The following is a 15468-nucleotide window of genomic DNA, read 5'->3' on the forward strand; positions in this document are numbered from 1 at the left end:
GAAATGTGGTTTCACATTTTAGAGCAAGGGAATTTTTATTACATCGATGAGCCGTTGTGTTCTTTTAGAGTGCATGAGTGTCAACAGACCAAAATTAATATTAATAATTATCTAGATATAGATGATTCATCGCTACTCTTCGAAGACTATTTAAGTAAACCTTACATAAAGCTATCCAGGTTAGAGAAGGAGTATATGCTTTACCTTAATGCCTATGGTTTCTGGAAGCTTTATAAAAGACAACACAAAATTTCTAAAGAAATGGCTATTGAAAGAATCAATAAATATTACAGCTTCACTCGGCTTTTTTTTAATTACCCCTTGTATAAGTTCTTCAATTTGAAAAAAAACTTAAAAGGTCATTGCGGCCAAAGGGACGATGAGTAGTGGACCCTGGCGGCAATTAAAGGCGACAAGACGTTAGCGGAGTTTTCAGACCAGTTTGATGTCCACCAGAATCAAATTCAAGACTGGAAAAAAACAATTACTGGATCAGGCAGCGTCGGGGAGAATATAATAACTTCAGGCCACATTCATCACTTGAAGATTTAACGCCGGTTGAATATCGTAATCGGCAAGAAGCCGAAAATTTCGACTTTTGACTGCTCCAGTTCTGGTGAGCTTTACAAAATGAAGAAGTTTTGGGAGGGTGTTCATGAATATTTTTGAAAGGATACACTTTCTCCATCGTGTATGGCGTTATCGATTGCGCGGTGAAAAATTTGGCGTATCCTTTCTCCTCAGCCGTGAGTTAACAGGAAAGACTGCTGTGGACATCGGTGCGAACCGCGGGGTCTATAGTTATTGGATGAATAAAAAAGTAGGGCCTCAAGGTTTTGTTATTTCTTTTGAGCCGCAACCAGAGCTCGATATATATTTGAACCAAGTCAAAAAGGTTTTTGACCTCAAACAAATAGAAGTAGCCAAATTGGGTTTGTCGTCTGTCGCTGGAGAGCGTGTGTTGGTCCGCCCCAAGAACCACTGGGGGGGCGCAAGCCTGGAGGGATCTCCAAATGAGGATAAAGATTTACTTGAAATCAGAGTAACGACACTAGATGACTATTTCCACAATCATCCGGCCCGACCCATAAGGTTTATCAAATGCGATGTAGAAGGGCATGAATATGACGTATTCCAAGGTGGAAAACGGATACTACAACAAGATCGCCCCGACTTGCTCTTCGAGTGTTTTGATGTTCGGAATCCAAAGTGTGATGTGTTTTCTTATTTAAGGGATCTGGAATACGATGGCTTCTTCTTTTATCAACGGGGGTTTGTTCCTATTGCTAAATATGAAACTTTCCGTAAATCGATACATGAGAAAGCACTTTTTAATTTTGTTTTTGTCCCGAAGGAAAGTTCCCACACTCTAAATATGTATTGTGTATAATTTGATGGTCATTCAAATCGTTCTAACGACTTTAACGCTTTAAGCGTTTGTCGCTTTTTACCGCTTGGCGGTGTTAAGGAGAGGAAATATTCTATGTCTCTCTTCAGAGAATACGATATCCGTGGGGTATATGGAAAAGAATTAACGGAGGGGATGGCCGAGGCGATTGGAAAATCGTTTGGGACCTTGATGCGACGAGATGGGAGAAAAAAGATCGCTCTCGGTTATGATATCCGCTTAAGCAGTCCTTCATTGCGATCTGCCCTTCTCTCCGGTCTTCTCTCAACCGGCCTTCATGTTGTTGATATCGGAAAGTGTCCGACCCCGGTTCTTTATTTCTCACTCTTCCAGTTGGAGGTCGAGGGGGGGGTCATGATTACCGCCAGCCATAATCCGGCAGAGTTCAACGGTTTTAAGCTCTGCCGCGGAAGGCATTCCCTTTTTGGCGATGAAATACAAGAGGTCCGAACCCTGATTGAGCGTGAAGATTATGAGGAGGGGAAGGGGACGCTCGTGATGCTGGAAGGATTTATGTCCTCCTATGTTCATTACTTTGTGGCGCAATTTGGAGCATCGTTTTCAAAAAAGATCGTGATTGATTGTGGAAACGCGGCCGCCTCCTTGGTTGCCCCTGAAATATTCAAAAAATTGGGCTGTGAAGTCATTCCTCTTTACTGTGAGCCGGATGGCCGTTTCCCGAATCATCATCCCGACCCGACAGTCCCTGAAAACCTGGCTGACATGATTGCTGAGGTCCGAAGAGTGGGGGCCGATGCCGGGATTGCATTTGATGGAGATGGAGACCGCCTTGGCGTCGTTGATGAAAAAGGGGAGATCATCTGGGGGGATCGCCTCACACTCCTGTTTGCCACGGAGATTTTAAAAGAATCGCCCGGAGCAATCGTTATCTCTGAGGTAAAGGCCTCTCAGGTATTGTATGACGAAGTCACCCGCATGGGTGGGAATGCGATTATGTGGAAGACGGGTCACTCTCTTATAAAGGCCAAGATGAAGGAGACAGGGGCTTTGCTGGCAGGGGAGATGAGTGGTCATATTTTCTTCAGCGATCGGTATTTTGGATATGATGACGCGATTTACGCTGGATGTCGGCTTGTAGAGATTCTTTGCAGGTATAGGCGGCCGCTTTCATCATACTTTGTCGATCTTCCGCGGACCTGCGTCACGCCTGAAATTCGCATTGATTGTCCTGATGACCAGAAATTTGAGATCGTTGAGCGATGCCGGGGATTTTTCTCTAAAAAGCACAAAACGATAGAAATTGATGGCATACGTATTCTGTTTGAAGGGGGATGGGGCTTAATCCGCGCATCAAATACCCAACCGGCGCTGGTATTGCGATTTGAGGCGAACCATCCTGATTTATTGGTCGAAATACAGGAATATGTCAACAAGATCCTGGCAGAGTTGAGAGGATAAGAACCGTGTTTTTCGTAAACGACTTGACACTGGGATGGTATCAGATAAAATAAATTCTGATGGCTTGTAAGGCTTCTATTTCCTCCAAAAGGAGGTTCTCTTCTGTAGAAGGATAAAATGGAAAAGGCGATAAGCAAACCAAAGAATGTGGTCGGAAGAAAAAAACTGGGCGAACTTCTTATTGAAGGAGGATTTTTATCAGCGCATCAGCTGAATCGTGCCCTTCAGGAGCAAAAAAAGAGCCGCAAGCGATTAGGGGAAACGCTGATTGAGTTGAAAATGATTTCCGAAGAACAACTCGCACAAACACTCGCTCCTTTAATTGGAATGCGTTATATAAGACCAACTTCGATGGAGGTCGATCCTGAGATTTTCATGCTGATCCCTGAGCAGCTTGCCAGACGCCATCTTGCCGTGCCCTTAAAAATTGACAATAAGGAACTAATGGTCGCTATGGTCGATCCGCTCGATTATGAATCGATAAATGACCTCCGTTTCCATGCCGGCATGGCCATTCATCCTCTTGTTGCAACCCGAAAAGAAGTACTTGCGACAATAGAGGACAGCTATCGAATCGACATGTCCGTGGAAAAGATCGTGCAGGCCTCTGCAAAAGATTTTGACACCGGATCAGTTGAGGTTATTCCCGAGTTGGCCGAGGCTGATCTTCTTAACGCGGAGACCCGTTCTCTTGAAGAGCGAAGCCGCCTAGCCCCGGTGATTCAATTGGTAAATCTTATCTTAAGTAAGGCGATCAAGATGCGTGCCAGTGATATTCATATTGAACCCGGACAGAAAGAATGCAAAGTCCGGTTCAGAATCGATGGACTTCTCAAAGATGATATGCGACTTCCAAAATGGGTCCAAAGTCCCTTGGTCTCCAGAATAAAGATATTGGCCAAGCTCGACATTTCTGAACGGCGTCTTCCCCAGGATGGGGCTGTTCGGGTGTATGCTCAAAACCGTAAGGTTGATTTGCGGGTTTCAGCACTTCCAACGCACCATGGGGAGAAGATGGTTCTGCGTATATTGGATCAATCAAAGCTGGTGATCGAGATTGAAAAAGTAGGTTTTCTCGAAAAAGATGTCCAGGCCGTGCGGAGAATGGTCAAGAAAAAGAAGGGAATGATCCTGGTGACCGGCCCCACGGGCAGCGGAAAAACAACCACACTGTATGCCATTATCAATGAGTTGCGCTCAGAAGTCAGCAACCTGACCACTGTGGAGGATCCGGTCGAATATACGATCGAGGGGGTTAACCAGGTCCAGATAAACCCTGACATCGGGCTTACCTTTGCGTCGGCTCTGCGGTCTATTTTGCGACAGGATCCGAATATTATTTTTGTGGGTGAGATCAGGGATTTGGAAACGGCTGAGATTGCCTTTCGAGCAGCCATGACGGGCCATCTTGTCCTTTCGACGATTCATACCAACGATGCGACCGCTACGATTACGCGTCTGATTGATATCGGGATTCCCAGATACCTTGTCTCATCTGCAGTCATCGGTATCATCGGACAACGTCTCATCCGTAAACTCTGCTTACGGTGCAAGGTTGAGTTGCCTCAATCTGATTTGCCTTCCCCCCCCCCTTCTCTAGAAGATCACTCTCATTCGTCCGGAGTGTTCCCGGTGGGTCCCGCCAAGCAGGGAGAAGGGTGTAATGCCTGTAATTATTCCGGTTTCTCAGGTCGTGTTGGGATTTTTGAGATATTAACCCTTTCAAGCAAGGTCAAGGAACTGATTTCTTCCGGCGTGACGGATCAGGAACTTCGATCTGCGGGAGTGGTTTTGGGGATGACTTCAATGGAGGAAGACGGCATTGAGAAAGTGAAAGCGGGTATTACCGTTATGGATGAGGTCCTCCGTGTTGTTGATTCTGAAGAGGTCTTTAAGAGTATCTGTTCAAAATGTGACAGGCCGATACGGGTCGATTTCCTGGTTTGCCCTCATTGTGAATCCCCCTCACCTTATGTCTGCTCCTCCTGTGGAAAACTGACCCAGCCGGAGTGGCGCGTTTGTCCGTATTGCAGACACAAAGAGAGTTCTCCTTGATTTCCCTACAGATGAATCGTGGAGCGACCACAACCCCTTCTTTCTAAAAATAGGTTCTTCAGTCTATTGTGCCCGGTTCTATTCCTTGTTCAATGTTTTGCCCTTGTCAGATCTCTTTTGACCGGTTAGAATAATAAGAGAGGGTTGTCAGTCATATCTTTAAGAGGAAAGTTCGATGAAGCCTGTGCAAGGTTCTGAGATCTCAAAAGGAAAATTGCTGATTGCGATGCCGCTGTTGAACGACCCGAATTTTCGTCAGACGGTTGTCTTGATTTGTGAGCATGGAGAAGAAGGGTCACTGGGTGTCATCATGAACCGGCCGACAGAGATCGCGGTTTCCACACTCATTGATGATTTCCCGAGTGTGAGCGGGACAGATTTTATTTACGCAGGAGGACCTATCGCGAAGAACGGGATGTTGATTCTCTGTCGTGGGGAGGAGGACTACGAGAACCACGCTGTTGTTGATGGGGTATTTGTTGCAAAAAACATTGATGCATTAAAGGTCCCTGGCGTATTGGGCCCGGAAGGAGAGGTTCGATGCTATCTGGGATATGGCGGCTGGGGTCCTGGACAATTGGAGTCCGAGATTCAATCCGGGGCTTGGAGCGTAATCTCGTCTGATTCGACCTTGATTTTTGACGCAGATCCCACTGAGCTCTGGCCCCAGATGATGCGTCGACTAGGCCCAAACTGGGCCTTTTATGCCTCGATGCCACCCGACCCAAATCTGAACTAGATTTTCCCATCTGCAAAGCCCAATGACCACGCATAGCGAGTGCAATCCCCATCCTTCTGGGGGCTTAGCGAGAGAGTATCTATTAGAGGGGTATTTTACTTCTCAGGTCGAAGACTTCCCGTTGTTTTATTGCGGGGTTCTTCAATCTCAAACCGGATCAATGACCCAAGATCTGCGAAAGATCCCGGGTCATTGAGAATGAAATGAGTCTAGAAACGATAGGATGCACTGAACGAGAGTGCGGTCTGATCAGGAATTCGAAGTTCGACTCCATATTGCACCTTCCCGCCCGTTTTTATCACTGTTCCGAAAAAGATACCGAAAGTTTTATCCTCTCGAGCTACACCATCAATGTCCACCCCGGACCAGACCACTCCGCCATAAGGGAGCAACATGAGTTCTTTCTTTTTCTGAGCGCGGTCTTTTGAAGGTGCATAATATGCGCCGATTGCCAAGTCATATTCGGTGTAGGAGTGGCGTGTTCCGTCTATATCTCCTGGCCCTACTCCTGTCCCACCGTCTTGCTCACCCCTTATCCGGAGCGTTTGAACAACGGTCCCGATCTTTATATTTGAATCAGGAAGCTCGGCCCATGTGGCCTTGAACCCGATACCGAAAAGAGGGCCGTTGTCGGTATTAATCTCGTTAATCCCGGGAGACACTTCAAAAGTTCCGAAACCGAAACGGACATTGAGATCGACCCGCTTATTCAATCCCACTTCCCCCTTCAGGATCAATTGCCTGTTCTCAATTTCCGTGCCAGTCGTCGTGCCGGGGGGGACATTCAGGTCCCGGTCAGAGAGAATGTTGATCTCGGCAGTGACCCTGGAATTATTTGTCCCGACGGTGGCACCGGGAACCCCGATGGGTGCCGCATGGGCGCTGGCCTGAAAGAAGAGGAGCGTTGCTGTTATTACAATAAGAAATCGCTTCATTTTTGAACCTCCTTACAACGTATTTTAAAACGGGATGCAAGCTCCCTCAAAAGTGACGGTCGAAACCTATCATAACAAACAGGAGACAGCAACATTTTTCGCCAAAAGTCTTTCTATCCTCGGGTCTTTCTAGATTAGTTATCGATCCTCTCTGGTTTGTTGTCGGTATAAGCTGGGGATATATGGGTTTGATCTTTTAATAAGGATTTTGTATAATTTTCTGTATGTTCAATATGGCTTCAAAGAAAATCTTGTCGGTCAACCTAGAAAGGAAAAGCCCGATGCTGCGTTCTTTTTTACTGATATCTACCGTGTTCAGTCTTTGGATGTTTTCCCTTGTCGTCCTACCCCACACCGCTTTTGGGCACGGCCTTGTCGGAAAACGTCTTTTTGTCGAACCGATCGCGGTGGAAGATGCAAATATCTTCAGCGAACTTGATCTGATTGTTCCAACTTTTGTGCGGGGAGAAGAAGAGGAAGAACTTGAAATTGGTTCATCCTTTACCTTCCGATTGACCGAGAACCTCGGACTTGAGATCGAGGGAGAATGGGTCAGCCGGAACCTCGGGTCTGGACCCGATCTGACCGGTTTTAGTAATCTTGAGGCGGTTTTAAAATATGTGGCCTATATAAACCCAAAGCGGGAATGGATCTTCACCGTTGCATTGACGGGAGAGACTTCACTCGGGAATGACGACGTCAAGGAAAATGACTTTAATTCGTTCGGAACGGGTGTTTTCTATGGGAAGGGTTTTGGAGACCTCCATGAAGGGGCGAAGTATCTCCGCCCCTTCATGCTCCAGGGAGATTTTGTCATTCATCATCCTATAGACAGCGATTCGGCCAAGATCTCCAATACCCTCTCGTATGGTTTTGCGTTGTATTACAGCATCCCCTACCTCCAGCAGTTTGTGAAGGATGTCGGGATTCCGGCTCCGTTCAGCCGTCTCTTCCCCATGGTGGAGTTCACCTCTGAGCGGGTTTTGAATGGGCCGGGTTTTGGACAGCGGGAGGCCTTTGCGATGCCGGGATTGATGTGGGTGGGACAATCTTCCCAGATTGGTGTAGCAGCAGTGATCCCAATGAATGAAGCGGCCCGCGATGAGGTGGATACCGGTGTGACAGGGATCATCAGTCTTTATCTCGATGATTTTTTCCCGAAACAATTTAAAGACCCGCTTTTTTAGGGGCCTATTGTGAAGAACAGTAAATGTTATTAACCCGTGTGATTGTAAAAAGGTTTCTTCTTTCACTTTCTTTGGGGCTTATTTTCACGATAGGGGCCTGGGGCCATGTGTTCCCGGTTCGTTCAGACCCGAAAGTCGGTTCTGAGATCAACGAACCCCCGACCTTGGTCAGGATTTGGTTCGATGGCCCTCTGGAAGCTGTTTTCAGCGAGATGAAGCTTTTTGACGCTGAAGGGGACCGCATCGACCAAGGGAAGGGGAAAGTGGTTTTAAATGATCCCACCCTCTTGTCTCTCCCTCTCCAACAATTGGCGGCTGGCTTATACCAGGTTCGCTGGACGGTGGTTGCCAAGGATGGGCATCGATCTGAAGGAGATTTCTCCTTTCGGATAAGGTAACTCTTCAGCACGCCTGGATATTGGCTTCGCGAGACCCATTCCTTCAGGGCAAGGCGCGAGGAGCGGCTTACCGGAGCGACTGTGTTCTCGTCGTGAGGATTTGAGTACCATAGCAACGCCGCCATGAAGGAATGGGTCTCGCGGAGCAAAAGATGGGTGTGCTGAAGGGTTTCCGAATACATTGATAGAAGATTGATAGAAGGGGGTATACTGCAAGGGATCGATCTACACCTAGGCCGGATGGTCCTTTTCCGGTGGCTGGATATCATTGGGGTTGTCGTACTTGTGGGATCAATTGTCTTCCGGCGGCTCATCTTTCTTCCCTCAATACAAATCCTGCGGGATGACGAAAAACGGACCCTCCTGGAAGAAGCGGAGTTTTTCCATACAGAGCGCGTCATAAGCTTTGCGCTTGTCTATCTCTTTATTCTTCATTTCCTGACCCTGGTTCATCAAGCGGAGATGATGAGTGGCTCATCTCTCTCCGAGATTATGCCGGTCCTCCCCCTCGTTCTGCAACGAACCCATTTTGGGTTGATCTGGATCATCAAGCTAAGCTTATTGTTTACCCTCTTTGTGGTGACAAAATTTCGCCTGGAGGCGCAACCGACCCTTCTCCTCGTCTTGGGTTTATCCCTGTGTTTGACTGGCAGTCTTTCAGGACATGCCGTCAGCCGAAATCCTTTCTTTGGGATTATTCCCTCAGATTGGTTGCACTTCAGCTCAGTTGTGATCTGGATCGGGGGGCTTTTCCCCTTAAGGTGGATCGTCGAAAAGAGTGCCCGCTTGCTGGAGCCTGAACGATTAAAGGCCTTTTTAGAAAAGATTCTCACAGTTTTTTCAAGGTGGGCTGTACTCTGTGTTATGACGATCCTCACGACCGGTATGATCAACGCGGTGGGCTATCTCGGTTGGCGGAACCCGCTTAACGTCCCTTACGGCAAGGTCCTCCTTTCGAAACTGCTCCTGGTCGGAATTGTCCTTTCCCTGGGGGCAGTCAGCCGCTTTTATATTCTTCCTTCATTTCGAAAGATCAAGGCAGGGAACGGGATGAAGGGGTCTGAACTTGAAAGACGGTTTAGAGCGGTCGTTACGATTGAGATTGGTTTTGCCGTTTTGACGCTGATCTTGGCGGCCTTGCTGACGCAGACCTCTCCTCCGCATTTTGTTCTGGGCGGGTGATCTTAGGAAGCTCTGGCGATGGGGACAGTGCGTTGGCATTACGAACCAGGCCTTTCAGCTTTGCGCGGACCAGCGGGGTTTGCGCGAATACTTCCTTAAAGGTCTGGTTGTCTGGTATCGCCCTGATTTCATCGATTGAAAGGAGTGGTCCGCTCCCTTGCGCCGGGCCGAGCCGCGCTTCGTCGGTCGGGACCGGTTTCCAGTTGTAGGGACAAACCTCCTGACAGATGTCGCAACCGAAGATCCACCCCTCCATGTCAGGAAGATAAACCTCCGGGATCGGGCCTTTATTTTCGATCGTCAAGTAAGAGATGCAGCGGCGGGCGTCGAGGCGATAGGCTTCCCTCAAGGCCCCGGTCGGGCAGGCATCCAGGCAGAGACGACATGTTCCGCATCCGGGTAAGGCGGGGGGGTCTTCCGTCAGTCTAAGATCGGTGACCACCTCTGCTAGGAAGACCCAGGAACCATAATCGGTCGTGATCAGATTGGTGTTTTTTCCGATGAAACCGATGCCCGCCCGTTCCGCAAAGGCCCGCTCCAGAAGAGGACCATGATCGACATAGCCTTTCCAGCAGCTTCCTCCCATCATTTCAATTTTTGTAATCAGTTTTTTTAATTTACCCTCTATGATTGCATGGTAATCCTCTCCCCAAGCATAGCGGGCGACCTTCCCTGTTCCCTCTGGCGCCGGGGCACTGTGTCCGCCCTCTCTTTCTCTTTGGGCTGCCGGAAAATAGTTCAGTGCCAGGGAGATGATCGATTGGGCCTCCGGGAAGCGGCGTTTCGGATCGTAGCGAACTTCCGGGGTGTTTTGAAGGTAGGCCATTTCTCCGGAGAACCCATCGGACAGCCAGTTCATGTAGTTCTGTCCGGCCTCAGATGCCGGATCGGCAGAGGTGATCCCGACACGATGGAATCCGAGAGCTAGGGCAATTTCCTTAATCTCTGAAGTGAGGTTCTGTTTTTCTGGATGGGCTCTTTTTGTTTCGGTTGTCCGGGCCATCAAATTACTCTTTTTATCTCCTACTTTTTTGCGACGGTCAGTCCTTGACTTATTTGAGCGACTATATAATATAAGCTGATGGATCGTTAAGAGCAACCAGCATATGATCGCCTTCTTTGGGTTTGGATATCTTTTTGCGAAGAGGACCGATGAACCGAATTATCTTATTCCTCCTACTTCTTTTTTTCGCATTACTTTATCCTGTGCCTCCCGCGTCAGCAGAGACTCGGGGGACCGACTCGTGCCGCGACAGAAGGAGCCGTCCGATTGCGGCATCCTTGAGCGTACCGTATGTCGATTATTGTGGTTCCAACCGGCCCTTCAGCCTGGGTCAGAGTGCATCCGACCCAATCCCTGAGTTTTGCCCTGTCCTCAGAGAGATCCTTCTGAGCGCCTGGAAGAAGTTTAAGCCGATCCGAGGGAAATTAGATCTGATCAGTGAAGAATATTTCGGCACACTGATCCCTCCAGGACAGGAGAGCTGTTTCTCCTGGTTGAATGGTTCCACCTATCATTGTCGGAGCAGGGAGGGCATGGGTTTGGATGAGGTTGGGACGCTTTATGAGGCCACAAACCGTTCTGTCCGACAATGTCTTTCTGAAAACTGGACCTCAGAAGAGATTACGGTTGACCGCGTAGGCGCGAGGCGATCGACCCTCTATAAATCCGCCTTGCATCGCGTTGAAATTCAGGTGCGTGAACGGAACAAGCGGAGTGGTTGGCAGCTTGTTTTGTATTTCAGGCGCTGAACTATATACGAGGTAACAAGTCGTATGACCATACCGGAAGATCAGCCGCGTGAAAAAATAGATGCAGGGCTTCGTGAATCGGGATGGGTGATTCAAGACCCGGACCATGCCGATTTGAGCGCCTCGCGGGGGGTTATCATTCGAGACTTTCTCTTGGACCGGGGCTATGGTAGGGTAGATTATCTGCTTTTCCTGGCGGGAAAGGCCGTCGGGGTTCTTGAGGCGAAAAAGCCTGGTTTCACGTTGACCGGGGTTGAGGTTCAGTCCGAAAAGTATCGCCGTGGCCTTCCCTTAAGCCTTCCCCGGTTTACCCGGCCCCTTCCTTTCCTGTATCAAAGTACAGGAGAAGAAATACGTTTTACCAATTGCTTTGATCCGGAGCCTCGCTCCCGGAGTCTCTTCGCCTTCCACCGACCGGAGACCTTGTTGGAATGGATTCAAGAGGGAATGATCGAACCGACGACAAGGGATATGGTTGCGGAGGCCTCCCCGGAATACGGGGGGCGGGGCCGCACTTTTCATGAGCGGATGCAGATCAACATGCCGCCCCTAGCCCTGGAAGGTCTCTGGCCCGAACAGATTCAGGCGATCAAGAACCTGGAACAATCCCTGCGTGAAGGTCGCTCCCGGACCCTCATCCAGATGGCGGCCGGCTCCGGCAAGACCCACACCGCCATCAACTTCGTCTATCGGCTGATAAAGTTTGCCGATGCCCGGAGGGTGCTGTTTCTTGTCGATAACGGCGATCAGAGAGACCAGACCCTCAAGGGCTTCCAGCATTATGTCTCCCCTTATAATAATTCCAAATTCACCGAGGAGTACATTGTCCGGCGCCTCAGTTCCAGGACCCTCGATCTGGAAGAGCGGGTCTGCATCAGCACCGTCCGAAGCATGATTGCCATATTGAAGGGGAGAGATCCGGCGAAGGATGATGATGAATCATCGGAACCCATTTCCTACAATCCATCCATCCCCATCGAAACCTTCGACATCATTGTCATCGACGAATGCCACGCCTCGATCTACAAGCGCCGGGCACAAGTGCTCGAATATTTTGACGCGACGCTGATCGGTCTCACCGCCAGTCCCGACAAAGAGACCCTCAATTTCTTTCACCGGAATCTGGTGACGGAGGATGGACAGGAGAAGGATCTCTCCGATGGGCTGAATATTATTTCCGACGAGCACTGAGTTGCAAGGATTCTCCTGCCCGAAAAATACTCCGATTCACTCTTCCAAGGTTCACTCCTCCAGGCGTTTTTTCAGCCTCAATGAAATCCTTCATCTTTACAGGTGGTATTGCGTTCCGATCGTCAACTTCAGTATCGAGAAGGTCCTTGCCAAAAACGTCAATAAAGGGGAATACAATATCGAGGTCAGCATCGTGGTAATATGCGAGGTCTTTGACGACAGTGGGAATGTGGTCCAGACCCTCCCGAATAAAGTGGTGAACAGTTTTTCTGCTGGGGGGAAGGTTACTTTTAAGTGGAACGACTCTGCACTCCCCCCGGTGGGGAACCATACGGCTTTAATCACCATTGAGGGAAATCCAACGGTCGAAGAGTCAGTTCCCTTCAGAGTCATGGGGGCTGGAGGGGGTGGCTCGAGCTCGGGGAAATAGAACCTTCTCCGTCATCCCTGGAAAGCGGATAGGTGTGCTGTGCATACGGCAAGTTCTATCAACGGCGGTCTCCTGCTGATGGTATTTTTTCTGGCCACCGCCCTCGGGCAACCGGAGGCCAGGTCTGAGCCGGATTTTCCCCTTGCGTTGGAACTCACAACAGATCAATCGACAGATCTCCCGGGGCAGGCGGTCTGCATAACATTGACTCTTACAAACACCGGCGATACCGATATTACCCTCTTGTTTCGTCCAAGCCAGCAGTCTGATTTTGTGATCAGACGGGATAAGGAAGAGATCTGGTGTTGGTCTGCCGGTCGGATGTTTTCGCAGGCCTTGACACAGATAAAGCTAGCGCCAAACGAATAGAGGGGGATTCATGCCACCTGGGATCAGAAGGATTTGGAAGGGAGAGCGGTTCCGGTCGGTTCCTACGAAGTAATTGGTTTGATTCCGGCCGGAGGGCTTGATCATCGTGCGCTTGCCTCCTTCAGGGTTTTCTCCCTACCGGAACCTGATCACGGTCCTACCCAATAATTATCGGTATCCGGCGCGATCCATCAGTTTGATGGCATCTTTCTGCAACTCGCCGGCCTTTGAGACATTGATCTGGTCCGGTTTAAAGGAACCCCAGGCCGCTACTGCGGGGGCCGGTTTTACCGTCGGATTGACCGGGTATTCAAGGTTATCATCTGCGAAGAGGTTTTGCGCCGCCGTTGATGAGAGCCATTCCAGTAACTGAATCGCAGACTTTCTGTGTTGGGTGTGCCGGGTGACCCCCCCTCCTGATATATTGACATGGACACCGCGGCCCTTCTGGTTGGGCCAGAAGAGGGCAATCGGGAGTTTGGGGTCTTTCCGCTTGATTCGCCCGTAGTAGTAGGTGTTGACGATGCCGATATCGCATTGACCTGCAATGATGGCTTCCATAACCTTGGTATCACTCGAAAAAACACCTGTGGCGAGATTGCCGACCCATGACCTCACAATCTTCTCGGATTTTTTTTCACCCAGCTCAGAGATCATCATGGCCACAAGGGATTGGTTATACACCTTCTTAGATGTCCGCAGGCAGAGTCGGCCCTTCCATATCTGCGCTCCCAGATCTTCATAGGTTGATAGATCTGATGGATTCACCTTCCTCGTATTGTATACGATTGTCCGCGCACGCACAGACAATCCAAACCAACGCCCCTTCGGGTCGCGCAGATGTGCGGGGATATTGGCGTTCAATCTTGTGGAGGTGACAGGCATCAAGACTCCCTGCTCGGCGGCCTGCCAAAGATTTCCGGCATCTACCGTAAGAAAGAGGTCGGCCGGGGTATTTTTCCCTTCTGCCTTCAGGCGGACAAGGAGGGGCGCCGCCTTGTCGGTAATGAGTTTTACCTGGACGCCGGTTTCCTTGGTATAAGCATCGATTACAGGCTTGATCAGGTGTTCTTTCCTTGCGGAATAGACAACAACTTCTTCATTCCCAAAGACCATTGCGACAGGGGAAAATCCAGAGACAAATAAGACAAAGGAGGAAACCAGCAAAAAGCCGATATGCCAGGATCGTTGACCTCGAAGGTTCATTTATCTCCTCCTACAAACGGTGTTGATAATCATTTTCATTCTATGGTCCTTTCAATACACGAATTTATTGACCCTTGTCAAGAGATTCGTTCATCCAAAGGCCCGTTGGCCGATAACGCAGTATTTTAGGCGAATAGGAGGTTTGTTCATTGCTTGACAGTCTTCGGAACATTTTGCTACTTTGGACACCGCAAGTAACCTCCTTTAATAACTGGTAAGAACCTTTGAGACCCCCATCGTTGTCGATTCCCCGCAAGGCCCTGACTTTTCAGGAACTTTTTCTCTCACTCCATGAATTCTGGGCGGCCCAGGGCTGCCTCATCCTGCAATCGTATGATAGCGAAGTCGGTGCGGGAACATTCCACCCCGCAACCTTTCTCCGCGCAGTGGGCCCTGAGCCCTGGCAAGCGGCTTATGTGCAGTCCTCTCGCCGGCCGGCCGACGGGCGTTACGGCGAAAATCCAAACCGACTCCAGCATTATTATCAATACCAGGTCATCCTGAAACCGGCCCCGAATAACATTCAAGACCTTTATCTGAGGAGCCTGTCCTCCTTTGGGATTCATCTGAGCGAGCACGATATCCGCTTTGTCCAGGACGATTGGGAATCTCCGACACTCGGTGCCTGGGGGCTGGGTTGGGAGGTTCGTCTCGATGGGATGGAGGTGACCCAATTTACCTATTTTCAAGAGGTGGGCGGGATGGTCCTCGATCCGACCTCGGTTGAAATCACTTATGGACTTGAACGGATTGCCATGTACCTTCAGGAGGTCGATAATGTTTATGATCTGGCCTGGGCGGATCAGCTGAGTTATGGCGAAGTCCATCATGAATCTGAGGTGCAATTCTCGAGGTATAATTTTGAAGAAGCGGATATCTCAAAATTAAAGGAGGCCTTTGTCCGTTCTGATCAGGAGGGGCATGCCTTGCTTAAGAAATCACTGGTCCTCCCCGCTTATGATCAGTGCATAAAATGTTCTCATTTTTTTAATCTCCTCGATGCACGTGGCGCGATTTCGGTCACGGAGAGAACCGGCTACATGACCCGTGTTCGTAAACTGGCACGGCACTGTGCGGAAGGCCATTTTCGCCAGCGGAAAGAGGCGGGTTTTCCCCTGTTAGGGTCGGTAATCCTCCCTAAATATAAAGGTGCTCAGAAGTAGAATTTTCCAATATAGTAATTTAGGAGGAGAATCT

At 49.3% G+C, this 15468-nt stretch carries 16 protein-coding genes; 13 read left to right on the forward strand and 3 right to left on the reverse strand.

The window, feature by feature from the left end:
* Positions 1–470 precede the first annotated feature (470 nt).
* From EYQ01_08565 to EYQ01_08585, 5 genes are all read left to right on the forward strand, one after another.
* Entirely contained in the window at positions 471–602 is a 132-nt protein-coding gene (locus tag EYQ01_08565; GenBank protein ID HIE65845.1) for a hypothetical protein, read from the forward strand.
* Positions 603–655: 53 nt separating this feature from the next.
* Positions 656–1390, forward strand: a complete 735-nt coding sequence (locus tag EYQ01_08570; protein HIE65846.1) for an FkbM family methyltransferase — start codon at positions 656–658, stop codon at positions 1388–1390.
* Positions 1391–1483: 93 nt separating this feature from the next.
* Positions 1484–2827, forward strand: coding sequence for a phosphomannomutase/phosphoglucomutase (locus EYQ01_08575; GenBank protein HIE65847.1), 1344 nt, complete (start codon positions 1484–1486; stop codon positions 2825–2827).
* A gap of 117 nt (positions 2828–2944) precedes the next feature.
* Entirely contained in the window at positions 2945–4882 is a 1938-nt protein-coding gene (locus tag EYQ01_08580) for a type II secretion system protein GspE (protein ID HIE65848.1), read from the forward strand.
* A 175-nt stretch (positions 4883–5057) separates the two neighbouring features.
* Positions 5058–5621 carry a YqgE/AlgH family protein gene (locus EYQ01_08585; protein ID HIE65849.1) on the forward strand — a complete coding sequence of 188 codons (564 nt, stop codon included), beginning with the start codon at positions 5058–5060 and terminating at the stop codon, positions 5619–5621.
* A gap of 209 nt (positions 5622–5830) precedes the next feature.
* Here the strand turns inward: EYQ01_08585 and EYQ01_08590 are convergent, their stop codons facing one another.
* On the reverse strand, positions 5831–6556 hold the full coding sequence (locus EYQ01_08590; protein ID HIE65850.1) for a hypothetical protein: 726 nt from the start codon (positions 6554–6556) through the stop codon (positions 5831–5833).
* A 326-nt stretch (positions 6557–6882) separates the two neighbouring features.
* Here EYQ01_08590 and EYQ01_08595 point away from each other — a divergent pair, with 326 nt between their 5' ends.
* From EYQ01_08595 to EYQ01_08605, 3 genes are all read left to right on the forward strand, one after another.
* Positions 6883–7743 (forward strand): hypothetical protein, encoded by an 861-nt coding sequence (locus EYQ01_08595; GenBank protein HIE65851.1) that lies wholly within the window; start codon positions 6883–6885, stop codon positions 7741–7743.
* A 23-nt stretch (positions 7744–7766) separates the two neighbouring features.
* Complete coding sequence (locus EYQ01_08600) at positions 7767–8141, forward strand: copper resistance protein CopC (GenBank protein HIE65852.1); 375 nt, start codon at positions 7767–7769, stop codon at positions 8139–8141.
* 192 nt (positions 8142–8333) lie between these two features.
* The gene (locus EYQ01_08605) at positions 8334–9323 is read left to right on the forward strand and encodes a hypothetical protein (GenBank protein ID HIE65853.1); all 990 of its coding nucleotides are present in this window, start codon (positions 8334–8336) and stop codon (positions 9321–9323) included.
* On the opposite strand, the gene queG is transcribed toward EYQ01_08605, so the two are convergent.
* Positions 9232–10326, reverse strand: a complete 1095-nt coding sequence (queG, locus tag EYQ01_08610; GenBank protein HIE65854.1) for a tRNA epoxyqueuosine(34) reductase QueG — start codon at positions 10324–10326, stop codon at positions 9232–9234. The two genes, EYQ01_08605 and queG, sit on opposite strands and share 92 nt — an antisense overlap.
* Positions 10327–10475: 149 nt before the next feature.
* On the opposite strand from queG, the gene EYQ01_08615 reads away from it, so the two are divergent.
* Genes EYQ01_08615 through EYQ01_08630 form a run of 4 tightly spaced genes read left to right on the forward strand, consistent with a single transcriptional unit; the run spans position 10476 to position 13065 of the window.
* Positions 10476–11075: a hypothetical protein gene (locus EYQ01_08615; GenBank protein ID HIE65855.1), complete on the forward strand. Its 600-nt coding sequence runs from the start codon at positions 10476–10478 to the stop codon at positions 11073–11075.
* A gap of 24 nt (positions 11076–11099) precedes the next feature.
* Positions 11100–12266 carry a hypothetical protein gene (locus EYQ01_08620; GenBank protein ID HIE65856.1) on the forward strand — a complete coding sequence of 389 codons (1167 nt, stop codon included), beginning with the start codon at positions 11100–11102 and terminating at the stop codon, positions 12264–12266.
* A gap of 1 nt (position 12267) precedes the next feature.
* Positions 12268–12696 carry a hypothetical protein gene (locus EYQ01_08625; protein ID HIE65857.1) on the forward strand — a complete coding sequence of 143 codons (429 nt, stop codon included), beginning with the start codon at positions 12268–12270 and terminating at the stop codon, positions 12694–12696.
* A 39-nt stretch (positions 12697–12735) separates the two neighbouring features.
* Complete coding sequence (locus EYQ01_08630; GenBank protein HIE65858.1) at positions 12736–13065, forward strand: hypothetical protein; 330 nt, start codon at positions 12736–12738, stop codon at positions 13063–13065.
* Between the two features lie 168 nt (positions 13066–13233).
* Here EYQ01_08630 and EYQ01_08635 read toward each other — a convergent pair whose 3' ends face one another.
* The gene (locus tag EYQ01_08635; protein HIE65859.1) at positions 13234–14181 is read right to left on the reverse strand and encodes an extracellular solute-binding protein; all 948 of its coding nucleotides are present in this window, start codon (positions 14179–14181) and stop codon (positions 13234–13236) included.
* 350 nt (positions 14182–14531) lie between these two features.
* On the opposite strand from EYQ01_08635, the gene EYQ01_08640 reads away from it, so the two are divergent.
* On the forward strand, positions 14532–15434 hold the full coding sequence (locus EYQ01_08640; GenBank protein ID HIE65860.1) for a glycine--tRNA ligase subunit alpha: 903 nt from the start codon (positions 14532–14534) through the stop codon (positions 15432–15434).
* Positions 15435–15468: the final 34 nt, after the last annotated feature.

This window comes from Candidatus Manganitrophaceae bacterium (assembly GCA_012960925.1).
Classification (GTDB): domain Bacteria; phylum Nitrospirota; class Nitrospiria; order SBBL01; family JAADHI01; genus DUAG01.